Annotated in this window: 17 protein-coding genes; 12 read left to right on the top strand and 5 right to left on the bottom strand. The window is 68.2% G+C overall.

Annotation, left to right across the window (positions count from 1 at the left end; translation table 11 throughout):
* Positions 1-243: 243 nt before the first annotated feature.
* Complete coding sequence (locus tag AC1DXI_RS05040) at positions 244-1,719, bottom strand: amidase (RefSeq protein ID WP_476937695.1); 1,476 nt, start codon at positions 1,717-1,719, stop codon at positions 244-246.
* Positions 1,720-2,006: 287 nt separating this feature from the next.
* Between AC1DXI_RS05040 and AC1DXI_RS05035 the strand changes: the two genes are divergently transcribed.
* The 3 genes from AC1DXI_RS05035 (at position 2,007) to AC1DXI_RS05025 (ending at position 3,663) form a co-directional block, all read left to right on the top strand.
* A complete protein-coding gene (locus tag AC1DXI_RS05035; protein WP_476937694.1) occupies positions 2,007-2,333 on the top strand; it encodes a rhodanese-like domain-containing protein in 327 nt (108 codons plus the stop codon).
* Positions 2,334-2,364: 31 nt separating this feature from the next.
* Positions 2,365-3,348 carry a prephenate dehydratase gene (pheA, locus tag AC1DXI_RS05030; RefSeq protein ID WP_476937693.1) on the top strand — a complete coding sequence of 328 codons (984 nt, stop codon included), beginning with the start codon at positions 2,365-2,367 and terminating at the stop codon, positions 3,346-3,348.
* Positions 3,349-3,441: 93 nt separating this feature from the next.
* Positions 3,442-3,663, top strand: coding sequence for a hypothetical protein (locus tag AC1DXI_RS05025; RefSeq protein ID WP_018774949.1), 222 nt, complete (start codon positions 3,442-3,444; stop codon positions 3,661-3,663).
* Positions 3,664-3,729: 66 nt separating this feature from the next.
* On the opposite strand, the gene AC1DXI_RS05020 is transcribed toward AC1DXI_RS05025, so the two are convergent.
* On the bottom strand, positions 3,730-4,794 hold the full coding sequence (locus AC1DXI_RS05020; protein WP_476937692.1) for a diacylglycerol/lipid kinase family protein: 1,065 nt from the start codon (positions 4,792-4,794) through the stop codon (positions 3,730-3,732).
* Positions 4,795-4,872: 78 nt separating this feature from the next.
* Here AC1DXI_RS05020 and serS point away from each other — a divergent pair, with 78 nt between their 5' ends.
* The gene (serS, locus tag AC1DXI_RS05015; RefSeq protein WP_476937691.1) at positions 4,873-6,153 is read left to right on the top strand and encodes a serine--tRNA ligase; all 1,281 of its coding nucleotides are present in this window, start codon (positions 4,873-4,875) and stop codon (positions 6,151-6,153) included.
* Positions 6,154-6,299: 146 nt separating this feature from the next.
* Positions 6,300-7,235: an HAD family hydrolase gene (locus tag AC1DXI_RS05010; RefSeq protein WP_476937690.1), complete on the top strand. Its 936-nt coding sequence runs from the start codon at positions 6,300-6,302 to the stop codon at positions 7,233-7,235.
* A gap of 42 nt (positions 7,236-7,277) precedes the next feature.
* Here the strand turns inward: AC1DXI_RS05010 and AC1DXI_RS05005 are convergent, their stop codons facing one another.
* The 3 genes from AC1DXI_RS05005 to AC1DXI_RS04995 form a co-directional block, all read right to left on the bottom strand.
* Positions 7,278-7,877, bottom strand: a complete 600-nt coding sequence (locus AC1DXI_RS05005; RefSeq protein WP_476937907.1) for a hypothetical protein — start codon at positions 7,875-7,877, stop codon at positions 7,278-7,280.
* Positions 7,878-7,957: 80 nt separating this feature from the next.
* The gene (locus tag AC1DXI_RS05000; RefSeq protein WP_476937689.1) at positions 7,958-8,713 is read right to left on the bottom strand and encodes a DUF429 domain-containing protein; all 756 of its coding nucleotides are present in this window, start codon (positions 8,711-8,713) and stop codon (positions 7,958-7,960) included.
* Positions 8,714-8,828: 115 nt separating this feature from the next.
* Positions 8,829-9,320 carry an inorganic diphosphatase gene (locus tag AC1DXI_RS04995; protein WP_018774943.1) on the bottom strand — a complete coding sequence of 164 codons (492 nt, stop codon included), beginning with the start codon at positions 9,318-9,320 and terminating at the stop codon, positions 8,829-8,831.
* A 142-nt stretch (positions 9,321-9,462) separates the two neighbouring features.
* Between AC1DXI_RS04995 and dacB the strand changes: the two genes are divergently transcribed.
* From dacB to folP, 7 genes are all read left to right on the top strand, one after another.
* A complete protein-coding gene (gene dacB, locus AC1DXI_RS04990) occupies positions 9,463-10,956 on the top strand; it encodes a D-alanyl-D-alanine carboxypeptidase/D-alanyl-D-alanine endopeptidase (RefSeq protein WP_476937688.1) in 1,494 nt (497 codons plus the stop codon).
* A gap of 140 nt (positions 10,957-11,096) precedes the next feature.
* Complete coding sequence (locus AC1DXI_RS04985; protein WP_476937687.1) at positions 11,097-12,248, top strand: zinc-dependent metalloprotease; 1,152 nt, start codon at positions 11,097-11,099, stop codon at positions 12,246-12,248.
* 98 nt (positions 12,249-12,346) lie between these two features.
* Positions 12,347-13,381, top strand: coding sequence for a tRNA lysidine(34) synthetase TilS (tilS, locus tag AC1DXI_RS04980; protein ID WP_476937906.1), 1,035 nt, complete (start codon positions 12,347-12,349; stop codon positions 13,379-13,381).
* Between the two features lie 30 nt (positions 13,382-13,411).
* On the top strand, positions 13,412-13,963 hold the full coding sequence (gene hpt, locus AC1DXI_RS04975) for a hypoxanthine phosphoribosyltransferase (protein ID WP_018774939.1): 552 nt from the start codon (positions 13,412-13,414) through the stop codon (positions 13,961-13,963).
* Positions 13,964-14,160: 197 nt separating this feature from the next.
* Positions 14,161-16,236, top strand: coding sequence for an ATP-dependent zinc metalloprotease FtsH (ftsH, locus tag AC1DXI_RS04970; RefSeq protein ID WP_476937686.1), 2,076 nt, complete (start codon positions 14,161-14,163; stop codon positions 16,234-16,236).
* A gap of 9 nt (positions 16,237-16,245) precedes the next feature.
* A complete protein-coding gene (folE, locus tag AC1DXI_RS04965; protein WP_026266692.1) occupies positions 16,246-16,890 on the top strand; it encodes a GTP cyclohydrolase I FolE in 645 nt (214 codons plus the stop codon).
* An 11-nt stretch (positions 16,891-16,901) separates the two neighbouring features.
* Complete coding sequence (gene folP / locus AC1DXI_RS04960) at positions 16,902-17,852, top strand: dihydropteroate synthase (protein ID WP_476937685.1); 951 nt, start codon at positions 16,902-16,904, stop codon at positions 17,850-17,852.
* Position 17,853: the final 1 nt, after the last annotated feature.

Genomic DNA, 17,853 nt, shown 5'->3' with positions numbered 1-17,853 from the left:
CGGGGGTAGACATGATGGCATCATGCCCACCCGCCTCGGCCTCGGGCGGACATGTCCGTGATGAGCACTGGATATGTCCATTGCGCGACGTGAGCACTGGACATGTCCATTGCGCGGCGTGAGGAATGGGCAAGTCCCCAGGCGTGGAGGATGGACATGTCCCGTGCCCGATGTGAGTTCCGGACATGTCCACTGCCAGGCGTCAGGAGTGGACATGTCCCCGGGTGAGTGCCGGGTCCCTGGCTAGAAGCCCAACTGGGCGGCCACCTGCAGCAGCAGACCCTCGGAGCCCATCGGCCCGATCAGCTGGATGCCCATCGGCAGGCCGGAACCCGGGGCGCCGCCGGTCCAGTGCACCGGGATGCTGATGGCCGGCAGCCCGCAGACGTTGACCATGGATGACCACGGCGCGTATTCGCACTGTTTGCGGTAGTCGCCGTCGGCGTCGCCCGCCCATTCCGTGGCGGGCCAGTAGCCTCCGCCGTGGGTCGCGCCCGTGAACCAGCCCACCGGGCGGGGTGGCTGCGCCAGGGCCGGCGTCACTATGAGGTCCCAGCGGGCGTATTGGGCAATCGTGTCCTGCTGGAACTGCCGGAGGAACCCGAGGGATTCGTTGAGTTTGGCTGCGCTGCGCTGCTGTGCACGCCGGCGGAAAGTCCTGGTGACCGGCGTCAGGAGCGCCTCGCGCTGCGGCGAGATGCGCGCGCTGCCAATGCCGGCCGTCCAGGCTGTGGTGAAAGCCTCCGGGTAGCGGTTGTCATAGCGAATTGCGGCTTCTGAGGTCTCGTGCCCCGCCGCCTCCAGCCGCGAGACGCCGTCCGCCAGCGCGTCGAGCGCCTCACGGTCCGGGATGAAGGGAAACTTCGATTGCCACGGGCTGTCAAGGCTTACGCCGATTCGCAGCCGGCCGGGCCCCCTGGCGGTCAGTTCGAGGTAGCTGGCGTCCGCCCGCCGGGCACCGGCCGGACCGCCCGCACCGTGTCGGCCCGCACCATGGGGGTCCGGGCCCGGCACCAGGGCATCGAGCAGCAGTGCGGCGTCGGCGGCGGAGCGGGCGAGCGGTCCGGCAACTACGAGCTGGGCGGGATCGCCCGAGCTTTCCCCGGCCGGCACGAGCCCACGTCCGGGCTTCAGGCCGACCAGCCCGCACGCCGCGGCCGGGATCCGCACGGAGCCACCGCCGTCGGACCCGGGGGCGAACGGCAACAGTCCCGCGGCCACGGCGGCMGCGCTGCCGCCCGAGGAGCCGCCCGAACTGCGGCTGAATGCATGCGGATTGCGCGACGGCGGGGCGATCAGGTTCTCGCTGTAGGCGGTCAGGCCGAACTCCGGGACCTGCGTCTTGCCCAGCGAGATGACCCCGGCGGCCTTGAGCGCGGAGGGAAGTGCGCCGTCGGCCAGGGCCGGCTTGCGTTCCAGGGCGGCGCTTCCATGCGTGGTGACGACCCCTGCCACATCCGTCAGGTCCTTGAAAGCGACCGGTATTCCATGCAGTGGGGGCAAAGCGCCGCCGCTTCGGCTCCGGAGGGCGTAGCGCCGGTCGGCAGCCGTGGCGTCTTTCTGCGCCTGTTCCGCGGTGACGGTAATGAAGGCCCCGAGGTGCGGATTCTGGGCTTCAATGCGGTCCAGGAAGTGATCGGTGGCCGCCCTCGCGGACAGCTCCCCGGAACGGAGCGCATCGCGGAGCTCGACGGCGGAGAGTTCGTGGATCTCAGCCAAGGAGGCGGGACTCCGGCCGTATCCGGGGCCTGGAGGCCCGGATCCGCGGGGGACATTCCCATTCCTGGGGACTGCGGAAGGACACATTGGCATCATGCCCAGCGCTCGCGGCCAGGGGAGGGCATGTCCCGTGGCGGGGGCCGCGGACCGGCCGCTCCGCGGGGTGTTCGGCAGCCATGAGTCTCCTTTGCGGTCTCTAGAAGCGTAACGTGCCGCCAGCGGGGGTGCGCTGCCAACGCCGGGGGATACGCTGGGATCGGAGCTTGAATTCTGCGGAAAGGGTGAACATGAGCGACTTCCAGAGCGTAAGCGTGTCTGGCATCCCCGATGGTGCCAAGATCGTGGACGTCCGCGAGGACTATGAATGGGTTGCGGGCCACGCCGAGGGGGCACTGCACATTCCCATGGACCAGTTGCCGGCCCGGATCGAGGAGCTGGACCCGGACGAGGACGTCTACGTCATTTGCCGCACCGGCGGCCGCTCCTTCCGGGCCACCCAGTGGCTGGTGGGCATGGGGTATTCCGCCGTGAATGTGGCTGGCGGCATGGACCAGTGGGTCGAGACCGGCCTGCCGCTGGTGTCCGACAACGGCCTCAAACCGGTCGTCCTGTAACTGAGTCCTGTAACTGACCAAGGAAGAACTGATGCCCGCAACAACGCCCACCTACACATTCCTTGGACCCGAGGGCACCTTCACCGAGGCGGCCCTGATGCAGGTCCCCGACGCGGCGGAGGCCATTCGAATCCCGTCCTCGAACGTGAACACGGCGCTGGACAGGGTGCGGGACGGCTCCGCCGATGCGGCCATGGTGCCGATCGAAAACTCTGTCGAGGGCGGGGTCACAGCCACCCTCGACGCCATCGCCACCGGCCAGGAACTCAGGATCCTCCGGGAGGCCCTGGTGCCCATCAGCTTCGTCCTGGTGGCAAGGCCCGGCGTGGCGCTCGGGGACATCCGGCGCGTCTCCACCCACGGCCATGCCTGGGCCCAGTGCAGGCTCTGGGTGGACGCCAATATTCCCAATGCGGAATACATCCCTGGTTCTTCCACCGCCGCTGCCGCCATGGGCTTGCTGGACGGTGACGGCGCCCATTACGACGCCGCGATCTGCGCCCCGATCGTGGCCACCGAACAGCCGGGTTTGACGGTGCTGGCGGAAAACATCGGCGACAACCCCGGCGCCGTCACCCGGTTCGTGCTCGTGGGCCGTCCGGGCGAACTGCCGGCCCCCACCGGTGCGGACAAGACCACTGTCGTGGTGCCGCTGCCCGAAGACCGGCCGGGTGCGCTGATGGAGATCCTGGACCAGTTCGCCACCCGCGGCGTGAACCTGAGCCGGATCGAATCCCGGCCCACCGGGCAGTACCTGGGCCACTATTTCTTCAGCATTGACGCCGACGGCCATGTGGCCGACGCCCGGGTGGCCGACGCGCTCGCAGGTCTTCACCGGATCAGCCCGGCCACCCGCTTCCTTGGGTCCTACCAGCGTGCGGACGGCCACCGGACCAGCGTCGCGCCGCATACCTCGGACCAGGCATTCCGCGCCGCGCATGCGTGGGTGAAAGACATACTGGGCGGCGCATCTGCTGTGCCGGAATATACCCCGGGGGCTTCGCCCAGAGCGTAGGCAAATGCCATATGGCGCTATTCCACGCCCTCCCAACTGTGCGTATGCTTGCCTGATCCATATTGGGGAAATCCCCTACGGGAGGAGCGGGTCATGTCAGGCACCAGCACAGAAAATGACGGCCAGGGAATGATTGTCAATCCCAAGCCGACAGCTGAGAACCAGGACTGGGACGGCGATGACGCCGACCGCGCGGACCGCCTGCGCTTCGAAGAGGAGCAGGCAATGATCCGGGAACAGTCCGAAGCCCGGGCCGCCAAGGCTGCGGCAGAGGCGAAGAAGGCGGCAGAGGCGAAGAAGGCCGCCAGCGCCTAGGGGCGCGCTCCGCCCGCCAGCGCCTAGGGGCGCGCTCCGCCCGCCCCCGTTCCGGTCGCCGTCGGCCTAGCGGCCGACGGTGCCGTCCTTGACCCGGACCAGCAGGGAGCCCGGGTCCACCTCGACGGTGACCTGCGTGGCCTCGCCGGAAGGATCGCCGTCGACCTGGGTGGGCATAGGTTCCGGGCACCGGATGGTGATCTTGCCGCACCGGTAATACGCCATGACCGGCAGGTCCTTCTTGTGCTTCAGGACGATCTTTGTGTACATGGCCAGCCAGCCGATCGCACTGCGCGGGCTCATCACCACCACGTCCAGCATCCCGTCATCGATCATGGCCTGCGGAATGAAGTCGATTCCCCCGGGGATCAGCCCGCAGTTCGCGAACAGGACGCTGCGGATCTTCCGGGCCTGCTCCGGCTGCCCATCCAGCTCGATGGAGACCTTCTTGCGGCGCCCCAGCAGGTGCCGGGCCCCGGCTTCCGTATAGGCCAGCCAGCCCACCGCCCTCTTCAGGCCGTCAAGGGTGTCGCTGACCACCTCGGCGTCCATGCCGATGCCCGCAATCACCAGGAACGTGTGTTGCGCGGACTCCCCGGTGCGTGAATTTTCCAGGGTGAGCCGCGCCGTATCGATAAACCGCTGGTGCCCGAACAGGGCGGCCTGCACGTTGCCGGGGAGGTCGTTGACCTCCAGATGCACATTGCGGGCCAGGAGGTTCGCGGTGCCCAGCGGGATCACGCCCATGGCCGTGTCCGTCCCGGCGAGGACCTCCGCCACAACGCGCACGGTACCGTCGCCGCCGCCGGCCAGGACGACGTCGGCCCCGTAGGCCACCGCAGCCCGCGCCTGCGAGAAGCCGGGGTCCTCCGCGGTGGTTTCAAAGACGCGGGGCGCCGGCCAGCCGGCGGCCGCGCACGCCGCTTCAATCAGGCCCCGGGCCTCGGCAGACTTGGCCTTGATGGGGTTCAGGACCACGGCCACCTTCTGGAGGCCCGGGCCCGGGCTGTGGGTTTCCTCCCACACGGCACGGCGGGTGTGCTTGGCCTTCAGCCGGCGCACCCCCCACCAGCTGGAGGCGGCAAAGACCAGGACCCCAGCGATGACGAGGTAGAGCAGCCAGTCGCGCATTGTGATCCAACAGTATCCCGCCAGCGCAGGCAGGCAGGCCTGCCGGGCAACCGTGACCGGATTGGATACTCTTGTCTGGTGATCGACGTAAAAGACCTCAGCGAAAATCCGGACAAGTTCCGTGCCAGCCAGCGCGCCCGCGGCGCCGACGAATCCGCGGTGGACGCGATCATCGCTGGGGACTCGGCCCGGCGCGCAGCCCTGATCCGGTTCGAGAACCTGCGGGCCGAGCAGAATGCGTACGGCAAGAAGGTCGCGCAGGCCAAGGGCGAAGAAAAGCAGGCCCTCCTCGCCGAGGTCAAGGCTCTGGCGGCCTCCGTCAAAGCGGCATCGGCCGAGGCCGATCACGTCCAGGCCGCCCAGGACGAGCTCCTCCGCACCATCCCCAACCTGATCGAGGACGGCGTCCCGGCAGGCGGCGAGGACGACTACATTGTGGTCAAGACGGTGGGCACGCCGCGCGAATTCCCCGACTTCGAGCCGAAGGACCACCTCGAGATCGGTGAGCTGATCGGGGCCATCGACATGGAACGCGGGGCGAAGGTTTCCGGTTCACGCTTCTACTTCCTGCGCGGCGTCGGCGCCCGGCTGGAAATGGCCCTGCTCCAGATGGCCATGGAGCAGGCGATCGACGCCGGGTTCGTTCCCATGATCACGCCCACGCTGGTCCGCCCGGAAACCATGCAGGGCACCGGCTTTGACGTAAAGCACGACGCCGAGATCTACCGTCTCGCCGAAGACGACCTGTACCTCGTGGGCACCTCGGAGGTGGCCCTCGCCGGCTACCACGCCGATGAGATCCTGGACCTTTCGGGCGGCCCCATCCGTTACGCGGGCCAGAGTTCGTGCTACCGGCGCGAGGCGGGATCGCACGGCAAGGACACCCGGGGCATCATCCGGGTCCACCAGTTCAACAAGGTGGAGATGTTCATCTACACCACGGTTGAGGACGCTGCCGCCGAGCACGCCCGCCTGCTGGCGTGGGAAGAGGAGATGCTGGCCAAGTGCGAGCTTCCGTACCGCGTCATTGACACCGCCGCCGGCGATCTGGGCAATTCCGCGGCCCGGAAGTTTGACTGTGAGGCCTGGGTCCCCACCCAGGGCGCATACCGGGAGCTGACCTCGACCTCGAACTGCACGACGTTCCAGGCGCGCCGGCTGAACATCCGGGAACGGGTTGTGAATGAGGACGGTGCGCCCAAGGGCACGCGGGCAGTCGCCACGCTCAACGGCACCCTGGCCACCACCCGCTGGATCGTGGCCATCCTGGAGCACCACCAGAACCCCGACGGCTCCGTCAACGTCCCGGCCGCCCTGCAGAAGTACCTCGGCGGCATGACCGTCTTCCCCGTCCTCTAGCCCAGGTCCCAACCCCCAGCCAGGCCTCCGACGGCCGCCGGGTAAACACTCACACTGGGGACAGGCTGTGGGTGTTTACCGCGAGTTCACGCCTTGCTGTGGCGTGTGTCCTAGCGGCAGTCGGGGCTCTCTGCTCTACTTGTGAGATGACAACAATGACTGAATCCTCAGTCGCCGGCAACGATGACCGGCGCACCACTAACCAGAACACGGCAGCCCAGAACACGGCGGCCCAGAACACGGCGGACCAGGCCAGCGCGGCCCGGGTGGGAAACTCCCGGAACGGCGCCGGCGACAAGATGATGATCGCCCTGGACGTCGATGGCACCCTCGTGGACCACGACGGGCACATGTCGGTTCCTGTCCGCGAGGCCGCCCAAGCCGTCGTGGCGGCCGGCCACCACGTGATGATCGCGACCGGCCGCTCGCTCAACGCCACATTGCCCGTCATCGAACACATCGGGATCGAGAACGGTTACGCCGTGTGCTCCAACGGCGGTGTGATCCTGCGCGTTGACTCCGGCTTGCCCGAGGGCTACGAAATCCTCCACAAGGCAACGTTTGACCCCGGGCCGGTCCTTCGCGCCCTGCGCAAGCGGCTGCCCTCCGCCAAGTACGCGCTCGAGGACGAGGACGGCAAATTCCTGTCCACCGAACGCTTCCAGGACGCCAGCTTCGGCGTCGAAGCGGTCGGCGTCGACTTCCACACCATGCTGGAGGCAACCGCCGTGCGCGTCGTGGTCTTCAGCTCGGAGAACACACCCGAGGAATTCAACACCGCGATCCGCCACATCGGGCTCGCCGGCGTCACGTATTCGGTGGGCTGGACGGCGTGGCTGGACATCGCCGCTGCCGGTGTCACGAAGGCCAGCGCGCTGGAACAGCTCCGCGACCGGCTCAGCATCGAAACCCACCGCACTGTCGCCGTCGGCGACGGCCGCAACGACATCGAAATGCTGACCTGGGCGCGCCGCGGCGTGGCCATGGGCCAGGCTCCCGTTGAAGTGATTGCCGCCGCGGATGAAGTGACGAAATCGGTCTACGACGACGGCGCCGCGCACGTGCTTCGCAGCCTCCTCTAAGGCGCCGCAGGGACGGGCGGTTCCGGCCTGGTGCCGGGACGGCTAGCGGACGTCGAGGATGAGGCTCAGGAGCCGCGCCGCAGCGGGCCGGGCCGCGTGCTCCTCGTTCCACTGGGACCGGGCCACGGCTTTGCTCACGGCCTGGGTGGTGATCCCGAGTTCCTCGGCGACTGCCTTCTGCTGACCCCGCACCCCCGGGGTGAGCAGGTCCAGTACCCGCCATTCCGCGTGGCTGCGGTCGTGCACAATGTGGCCAAGAAGGCGCAGGACCGCCTCCGCCTCCGCGGCAAGATCGGCCAGCGGGCCCTCCACAGCCACCCGGACGCGATCCTTGTGGTTCCGGAGACGGTCCACTGCGCGCCGGGCATAGATCAGCCCGTGACCGGAGGCGTCCTTGATCTGGTTCGGCAGGGGTTCATTAACCGGGCCCACGCCAATGCCCACGTACCAGCTGCCGCTGCGCAGGGCGATCATGGCCGCTTCCACCGCCTGATGCGGACAGTCCACGATCCCTTGGACCTCGTCCTCGACAGAACGGTCGAAATCAAGGCGCGCCGGAATGTGCCGCAGGTCCTTGAGGAGCTGCGGCACGCGGTCGCCGTCGCGCCGGCTGTCGGTTTGATTGATGGTCAGCGTGAACATTCTGGATGACACACTACCTGCTGGCACTTGCGGGGCAAGTTGCCGGCAGCCGTGCAGTGCCGGGGCCGTAACAGTGGCGGTTACCGGGAAGCGAGACCGGAAAGCTGGCCGGAGGGCAGGTGGATCCAGCCCTCGGTCAGGGCCGCCGCGGCGTGCCCGGGCCCGGGGCGCAGCGTCCGGCCGAGGGCGACGGCCCGCGCGGACAGGGAGGCGATGAGGGCATCGAACATGTCATCGGACGCCGCAAGGTCGGCCCGGTACCCGGCCAGGTCCAGCCATGGCGCCTTCACGGCCAGATCCGCCACGGCCGAGGACAGCCTTTCCGCCTCCGGCGCCCCGCGCCCCTTGTAGCCGCGGGCATGGATCCCCCAGAGCTTCAGCGAAGCCGCCGGGTACACCTCGGCAAGCCGGCCGCTGCCGTCCCTGGCCTGCGGCCCGTACTCCCGGGCGATCTTCGCCTGGATCACCGCACAACGCATCGCCGGGTGGGCCAGCCGGTCCGCGGAGACGCTGAGCGGGATCAGGCCGGTGTGGCCGGTGACGAAACGGTCGGTGTCCCGGTAGGCCAGCAGCCGGCGGCCCGCGATCCCGTCATGGTCGAGCACCGGGTGGGGGTCGAAGTTCAGGTGCCCGGCGATGAAGGGAAGAAACGCGTCCGGCCAGCCCAAGGGGGAGTCGATCCCCGTCATTCCGCTGGTGCCGAAGAGGCGGAGGATCTCCTCGTCGCCCACGTCCAAAGACAGATGAGCCAGGCGTGCCGCGCCGTCGTCCCATTCAATGACGGCCACCGCCGTCTTCTTCGCGGCGGCAGCGAGGTCGACGCCGAGAGTCCTCATCACCGGTTTCCCGCCAATCGAAAAAACGCCAAATGAAAAAACGCGGGGTCATTCACCGCCCAATCCGGACCCCCGGATGGGCGGTGAATGACCCCGCGTTTTTGTGCAGGAACTGTCAGTGGCCGGCTGCCGGAACGTAACGCTTGATGGAAGCTGCCAGTTCGGCTTCGGCGGCGGCGCGGTCGCCCCAGCCCTCGGCCTTGACCCACTTGCCCGGCTCCAGGTCCTTGTAGCGGGTGAAGAAGTGCTCGATTTCCTTGATCAGGAACTCGCTGACATCGCTGATCTCTTTGATGTGGTCGAACCGGGCATCGGTCGGGACGCACAGCACCTTGGCGTCGCCGCCGCCGTCGTCGGTCATGTTGAACACGCCGATCGGGCGGGACTCGACGATCACGCCCGGGTAGAGGTCGAAGTCCTGCAGGAGCACCAGCGCGTCCAGCGGATCTCCATCCTCACCCAGGGTGTTCTCGAAGAAACCGTAGTGGGTGGGGTACTGCATCGACGTGAACAGGACGCGGTCCAGGCGGACGCGGCCGGTCTCGTGGTCGACTTCGTACTTGACGCGCGATCCCTTGGGGATCTCGATGGTCACGTCATGCTTCATGGAATGCTCCTTGACGAATTCAGGGGGTGCGCGGCACGTGCAAAAGGGCTGTCGGTGCCGCCGACTACTATTGAGGATATAGCGAGAGGCGCTGGTTTCAGGAACTAGTGGGGACATTTCAGGACTAAGGACCAGCAGCAGCATGAAACCGAGAACCAGCCGCGAGGGCACCCAGCCGGTGCCCGGCAGGCTTCGCGGGATGCCTGCACTGCTGCTCCAGACCCTCCTCGTGGTGGCAGTAGCATTGCCGGCCGGCATCGCCATCGCCCCGGCATTCCTCGGCCCGGACCAGCGCTCCGGCGCCTCGCAAACAGCACCGCCCTGGCAGCAGATCCCCGCCACGCTGAGCCTTCCCGGCAACGGTTCGGGAGGAGTCGGGCCCCTCAGCGCTTCCGCGCCGGTTCCGGCCGGCGCCGCCCTCGCCGCGCAGCTGAACAAGACCCTTAAGCCCGACGGCGCCGGCACCTTCACCGGCATCGTCCAGGACGCCACCACGGGGCAGGTCCTCTTCGACCGGGCTGCCGACGAGGCCCGCGTTCCGGCGTCGAACATGAAGCTCCTCACAGCCGGCGCGGCCCTCCGCGTCCTGGGACCGGACCGCCGCTTCAGCACCCGCGTGCTGGCAGGGCCCACGCCCGGCTCGGTGGTCCTGAGCGGCGGGGGCGACGTCCTCCTGGGCGCCGGGGAATCGGCCCCCGGGGCCGTTCTGGGCCGCGCCGGGCTGACCACGCTCGCGAAGGCCACTATCGATGCCCTCAAGGCCGGCGGCGTCACCGGCACGGTGAACGTCCTGCTGGATGACTCCCTCTTCAGCGGCCCGCCGCTCAGCAAGGCGTGGAGCCCAGAAGACGTCGCCGCCGGAGAGATGGCCCCGCTGTACCCGCTGGCGCTGAACTCCGCCAGGTTCGATCCCGCCAAGACCACCGGACCCCGCCCGCAGGACGCCGGCATGACCGCCGCCGAGGTGTTCGCCGCCCGGCTCACGGCGGCCGCGGCGGCCGAGGGACTGTCCGTGGCCCCCGGCATCGCCCGGGTCCAGCCCGGCGGCGCGCCGGAGGGCCGGGACGTCAAAGTCCTGGCCGAGGTCCAGTCCGCCACGGTGGGGCAGCAGGTGGACTTCATGCTGCAGACCTCGGACAACTACCTCGCCGAGGTGATGGGGCGGATGACCGCCCTCGGCGCCGGCCGGCCCGGCAGCAGCGACGACGCCATTGCCGCCGTGCTGGCGCAGGTCAAGGACATGGGCGTTCCCACTGACACCCTCCGGGCCGCGGACGTTTCCGGTCTGGCCCTGGCCAACCGGGTCTCTGCCCGGCAACTGACGGACGTGGTCCGGGCCATGACCTCGGGCACAGACCCCCGGCTGCGCGCCGCACTCACCGGGTTCCCGGTCGCCGGGCTCACCGGCACCCTGGGGGACCGCTACACGGATGCGGCCTCGGCCGCGGGCGCCGGGCTGGTCCGCGCCAAGACGGGCACGCTGAACACGGTCATTGCGCTCAGCGGTTACGTGGTCGACGCCGACCGCCGGCTCCTGGTCTTCTCCTTCGTCGGCAACGGGCTGACCCCCGGCGCCGCGAACAAGGCCGCACTGGACCGCTCCGCCGCCGTCCTCGCCGGCTGCGGCTGCCGCTGACGTCGGCGGCCGGCCAGGAACGCGCAGCCGGTAACCCGCGGCCGGTAACCCGCGGCCGGGGCCCGGGGACGGCCCCGGCCGGTTCGCCGGTCAGCGAAAATTAAGGCGGATTGTCGGGCCCCTGTGATCTGATGGACCCCATGGAGTCCTCTGCAAGCCAGACATCAAGCGAGACATCACCCAAGACGCCGAGCGGGGCATCGGCCCAGGCCCCAGATCTCATCAACTGGGAGCTCGCCGCGTCCACGGCAGCCCGGCTGACGCCGGCAGGTCCCGTCCTGGGCGCAGCGGAGATCGGCGCCGCCGTCGAAAATCTGCGGCTCATGGCGGACATGGCCGTGCCGCACGTCCACCACATCACCGGCCTGGACGCCGCACGGGACCTGCGCGACTCCGAGGTCCTCGTGGTGGACCGGGCCTCATGGGCCAAGGCCAACACGCAGAGCTTCGCCGTTATGCTCAAGCCCGCCATGGGAAAGCTGCTGGAGGGCCGCGGATCCCTCAGCCCCGGGGCTGCCGGGGTCAGCGCAGCCATCACCGGAAGCCAGCTCGGCGCCATCCTGGCCTTCCTTTCGAGCAAAGTCCTGGGCCAGTACGATCCCTTCTCCGCGCTGGCCGAAAACTCCACGGCCCCCGCTTCCGGGCGGCTGCTGCTCGTCGCGCCGAACATCATCTCCGTGGAACGCGAACTGAAAGTCGAACCCGCGGACTTCCGGCTCTGGGTCTGCCTCCACGAACAGACCCACCGGGTGCAGTTTGCCGCCGCACCGTGGCTGCGGCACCACATGCTGCAAGAGATCGAAAACCTCAGCGGACTATTGCTGGGCAATGTCGATTCCCTGATGGAACGGGCCTCGGCGGCCGCGAAATCGCTGAAGGACCGCGCGGCTCCCGGCGCCGCGCCCGGACGCGGCGCCATCCTGGACCTGCTCCAGAACCCGGAGGAAAAGGCGGCCCTGTCCCGCCTGACTGCCCTGATGAGCCTGCTCGAGGGCCACGCCAATGTGGTCATGGACGCCGTGGACGCCAGCATCGTCCCCTCGGTGAAGACCATCCGGCAACGTTTCAATGACCGCGGCCAGGACCGCGGCATGATCGAGAAATTCATCCGCAACCTGCTCGGCCTCGACGCCAAGATGCGCCAGTACAGTGACGGCGCCAAGTTCGTCCGGGAAGTGGTGGCCGCCGTCGGCATGGCAGGCTTCAACAAGGTCTGGGACTCCGCGGACCACCTCCCCAGCGAACCCGAGATCCACGACTCCAAGCTCTGGCTCGACCGGATGGGCCTCTAGCCGCCATGACTGCCCCAGACGGCGCCGGTTCGACCTCGGTTTCCAGCGGACGACGCCGGCCCGGCCGCCTCGCGCCGGTGGTCGGCACGGCGCGAAAAATGCTGCAGGACACCCTTGCCGCGGCCGGCTACCCGGACCGCGTCCTGGTCGCCTGCAGCGGCGGGCCGGACTCGCTGGCTCTCGCCGCCGTCGCCGCCTATTTCGGACGCCGGGGTCACGTGGACGGCCATCCTGTCTCTGTTGGCGCCGTCGTCGTGGACCACCAGCTTCAGCCGGGCTCGGCCGGGGTCGCCGCCACCACGGCCCGGACCCTCGAAGAGCTCGGGCTCTCTCCCGTGACGATCAGGACTGTCGACGTCGCCTCCAGCGGCGCAGGCCCCGAGGCTGCTGCCCGGGACGCCCGTCATGCGGCCCTCGAGGCCGCCGCGAACGAGGCAGGTGCAGCCGCGATCCTGCTCGGCCACACCCTCGATGACCAGGCCGAACAAGTGCTCCTGGGCCTGGCGCGAGGGTCGGGTACCCGGTCCCTCGCCGGGATGCGGCCGGCCCGTGGCCGGCTGCTGCGCCCGTTCCTGGGCCTGCGGCGTGCGGACACCCTGGAGATCTGCCGGGTGGAGGACCTGGAGCCCTGGCACGACCCGTCCAACACGGATCCCGTGTACGCGCGTTCCCGGACCCGGGTTGAGGTGCTGCCCCTGCTGGAGGACAAGCTTGGCCCCGGCGTTGCCGAATCGCTCGCCCGCACGGCCGCGATCCTGCAGCTCGACGCCGATTACCTGGAGGACGTGGCGAACGACACGTTCGAGCGCCTGCGCCAGCAGGCCGGGGAGGAGATCAGCCTTCCGGAGGCCGAACTGCGGGATCTTGCCCCGGCCGTGAGGTTCCGGGTGATCGCCAAGGCCGCCGCCGCCGTGGGCGGTCAGCAGCCCAGCTACCAGCGCCTGCTCGCGGCGGAAGCACTGCTGCGCCGGCAGGGATCGGCCGGTCCGGTGGAGCTTCCCGGCGCGGTCAGCGTCTACCGGCTCTCGCTCGCGCAGCTCCTTGCGGCGGAGCCGTCCGCCGCCGGTGTTCCCCGCGAAGCCGCCCGCTGTGGGAAGCTTGTATTCCGGCCTCAACGGCCGCCCCGAAATTAGTCGCACCCCGCATCTACACAGGAGCCATTGGTGGATTCAAACGACGTCCAGGCAGACCTCAAACACGTTCTCTACACCAAGGAACAGATCCAGCAACGGATCACCGAACTCGCGGCGCAGATCGACAAGGACTACGAGGGCCGCGACCTCCTGATCGTCGGCGTGCTCAAGGGCGCCGTCATGGTCATGGCAGATCTGGCCCGTGCACTGCACACCCACGTCTCCATGGACTGGATGGCCGTCTCCTCGTACGGCTCGGGCACGCAGTCCTCAGGCGTGGTCCGCATCCTGAAGGACCTCGACACCGACCTCATGGGCAAAGACGTCCTGATCGTAGAGGACATCATCGATTCCGGCCTCACGCTGTCCTGGCTCAAGACGAACCTCGAATCCCGCGGCACGGCGTCGGTGGAAATCTGCACCGCCTTCCGCAAGCCGACGGCCGCCAAGGTCAAGATCGACGTCAAGTACGTCGGCTATGACATCCCCAACGAGTTCGTGGTGGGCTATGGCCTGGACTATGCCGAGAAGTACCGCAACCTGGACTTCGTCGGCACCCTGGCCCCGCACGTCTACGAGTAAGTCGTTCACGCGGGGGCACCCCGTCCGGGCCCCGGACGGCCGGAGGCCCGGCCCCGCTACGCCCACAGGGAACTTTTGCCCTTTGCCGTGCGTGGGATAGTGCGACGGTGTATAGCTAGAACCTGACGCAGCACCACACGCGCGCAGATCGGTCGCCGTGCAGCACTACCAGGAGGGACGGGGCCAGCCCCGAACAGATGAAAGCTAAGAGTTTCTTCAAGGGCCCCGGCATCTGGATTGTCGTCGTGGTGGCCATGCTGCTGCTGGCATTTGCCACGCTTGCGCCGGGCGGCGCCAGCCGGATCGACACTGACAAGGGCCTTGAGCTGCTGACAGCCGGCGGCAAGGTTGAACAGGCCAAGATTTTCGACGCCGAGAACCGGGTGGACCTGGTCCTGAAGGACAACCTCCAGGTCGACGGGCAGGACAAGGGCAAGAACGTCCAGTTCTACTTCGTCAACGCCCGCGCCCAGGACGTCGTCAAGGCGGTCACGGACTCCAAACCGTCCGGCGGCTTCACCGACCAGCCGATCGAAAACAACTGGTTCTCCGGGCTCTTCTCCCTGCTGGTGCCCGTGCTGCTGCTCGGCGTCCTGTTCTGGTTCCTGCTCTCCCGGATGCAGGGCGGCGGGTCCAAGGTGATGCAGTTCGGCAAGTCCAAGGCCAAGCTGGTCAACAAGGACATGCCCCAGGTGACCTTCAGCGATGTCGCCGGCGCCGATGAGGCCGTCGAGGAACTCGAGGAGATCAAGGAATTCCTGCAGGAGCCGGCCAAGTTCCAGGCCGTCGGCGCCAAGATTCCTAAGGGCGTGCTGCTCTACGGCCCTCCGGGCACCGGCAAGACCCTCCTGGCCCGCGCGGTTGCCGGCGAGGCCGGCGTTCCCTTCTTCTCCATCTCAGGTTCCGACTTCGTGGAAATGTTCGTCGGCGTGGGCGCCTCCCGTGTCCGCGACCTCTTCGAGCAGGCCAAGTCCAACGCGCCGGCGATCATTTTCGTCGATGAGATCGACGCCGTCGGCCGGCACCGCGGCGCCGGAATCGGCGGCGGCAACGACGAGCGCGAGCAGACCCTGAACCAGCTGCTGGTGGAAATGGACGGCTTCGACGTCAAGACCAACGTCATCCTGATTGCCGCCACCAACCGCCCCGACGTCCTGGACCCCGCCCTGCTGCGCCCGGGCCGTTTCGACCGGCAAATCTCGGTGGAAGCCCCCGACCTGATCGGCCGCGACCAGATTCTGCAGGTGCACGCCAAGGGCAAACCGATGGCCGCCGGCGTCGACCTCAAGGCTGTTGCCAAGAAGACCCCCGGCTACACGGGCGCGGATCTGGCCAACGTATTGAACGAGGCCGCCCTGCTGACGGCCCGTTCCAACGCGAACCTGATCGATGACCGCGCCCTCGACGAGGCAATCGACCGCGTCATGGCCGGCCCGCAGAAGCGCAGCCGGGTGATGAAGGAACACGAACGCAAAGTCACCGCGTACCACGAGGGCGGCCACGCCCTGGTCGCGGCTGCCCTGCGGAACTCCGCCCCGGTCACCAAGATCACCATCCTGCCCCGCGGCCGTGCCCTGGGCTACACCATGGTGGTCCCGGAGAACGACAAATACTCCATCACCCGCAACGAGCTGCTCGATCAGATGGCCTACGCGATGGGCGGCCGGGTTGCCGAGGAACTCGTCTTCCACGATCCGTCCACGGGTGCGTCCAACGACATCGAGAAGGCCACCGGGATCGCCCGGAAGATGGTCACCGAGTTCGGCATGAGCGAAAGGGTCGGTTCCGTCCGCCTCGGCCAGGGCGGCGGCGAACCGTTCCTTGGCCGCGACGCCGGGCACGAGCGCAACTACTCAGACCAAATCGCCTACATCGTCGACGAAGAAGTGCGCCGCCTGATCGACGGCGCCCACGATGAGGCCTACGCCATCTTGACCGAGAACCGGGACGTCCTGGACGAGCTCGCGCTGGAACTGCTCGAACGCGAAACGCTGAACCAGGCCGAAATCGCGCAAGTTTTCACCAACATCCGCAAGCGCGACTTCCGCGACGTCTGGCTCTCCAAGGAGACCCGCCCGGTCCAGGACGCCGGCCCGGTGGAGTCGCGCCGCGAAAAGGCGGAGCGCGAAGCCCAGGAGGAAGCCACCCATGCCCGGCTCGAGGAGCCCCTGGATGCCCAGCCCCCGCATGCCCAGGGCGTCGGCGGACAGGAGTCCTTCCAAGGCGGTGTTGGCGGTGCAACGGATATCGGGACTGATGGTCATCCCGGCTAGGCTTCTTCTGTGACTTCTAACTTCGACGACGACGTTCCCGCCCCCGCTGCTGCTTCGGCGGGGGGCGGGGAAGCCCCGCATTCAAAGTCCAAAGTGGACCGGCCCAGGATTGAAGCCGCCGTGCGGGAAATCCTGCTGGCGATCGGGGAGGACCCGGACCGCGGCGGTCTCGTGGACACTCCGAAGCGGGTGGCCAAGGCCTACGTGGAAATGTTTGCCGGCCTGCACCACGACCCCGCCGAGATCCTGGCCACCACCTTCGACCTCGAGCACGAGGAACTCGTGCTGGTCAAGGACATCCCGTTCTATTCCACCTGCGAGCACCACCTGGTGCCGTTCCACGGGGTGGCGCATGTGGGCTACATCCCGTCCCACGACGGCAAGGTCACAGGCCTGAGCAAGCTGGCGCGGGTGGTGGACATGTTCGCCAAGCGCCCGCAGGTCCAGGAACGCCTGACCACCCAGATCGTCGAGGCCCTCGTCACGCACCTCAATCCGCGCGGCGCGATCGTCGTCGTCGAATGCGAACACCTGTGCATGTCCATGCGGGGAATCCGCAAGCCCGGCGCCAAGACCGTCACCAGCGCAGTGCGCGGGCAACTCCATGACCCGGCCACCCGTGCCGAAGCCATGAGCCTCATACTCGGAAGGTAAGAACACAGACTATGGACTCCCTAGCTGCAGCCCCGGGGACCGGCCCGGCCACCTCGCCACTGCCCATCCTGCGCAAACCGCGCCCGGCGGCGAAGTTCCAGGACCTGCCCACGGACCGGACACTGGTGATGGGAATCCTCAACGTCACCCCTGATTCCTTCAGCGACGGCGGAGCGTACGCGGCGCCGGACACGGCGATCGCGGCAGGGCTGCGGATGTTCTACGCCGGGGCGGACATCATCGACGTCGGCGGCGAATCCACCCGCCCGGGTGCCACGGCAGTCGGCCCTGATGAGGAACAGCGCCGGGTCCTGCCGGTCATCGAGGCCCTGGTCAAGGCCGGCGCCCTGGTCAGCATCGACACCACCCACGCCGTGACGGCTGCTGCAGCCCTGAAGGCCGGCGCCGCGATCATCAACGACGTCTCGGGCCTGACCATGGAACCTGAAATGGCCGAACTGGCCGCCCGTACCAAGGTCCCGTACATCCTGACGCACCGCCGCGGCGACGCCAGCACCATGAACTCCCTGACGGACTACCGTGACGTTGCAGGGGAAGTCGTGACGGAGCTCGCCGGCGTCCGCGACAAGCTGTACGCTGCCGGGGTCGCGCCGGAGCAGATCATTGTGGACCCGGGACTGGGCTTCGCCAAGAACGACGGCCAGAACTGGGAGCTCCTGCTGCACCTGGATGTCCTGCAGGCCATGGGCCACAAGGTCCTGGTCGCCGGCTCACGCAAACGCTTCCTCGGCAGCCTCCTGACCGTGGCCGGCAAGGCCGCCCAGCCGGTTGAACGCGACGCCGCCACCGCCGCCATAACCGCCATCAGCGCCTTCCGCGGCGCCTGGGCTGTGCGCGTGCACGACGTCGGCGCGAGCCTGGACGCCGTCAAGGTCGCCGCCCGCATGGCACCCCCGACGCCCCCGGCAGCGGCCGGTTCCGCCGCCGCCGGCAACAACTGAA

The organism is Arthrobacter sp. P1_H7 (assembly GCF_056405215.1).
This window is presented reverse-complemented; position numbering and strand designations above follow the sequence as displayed.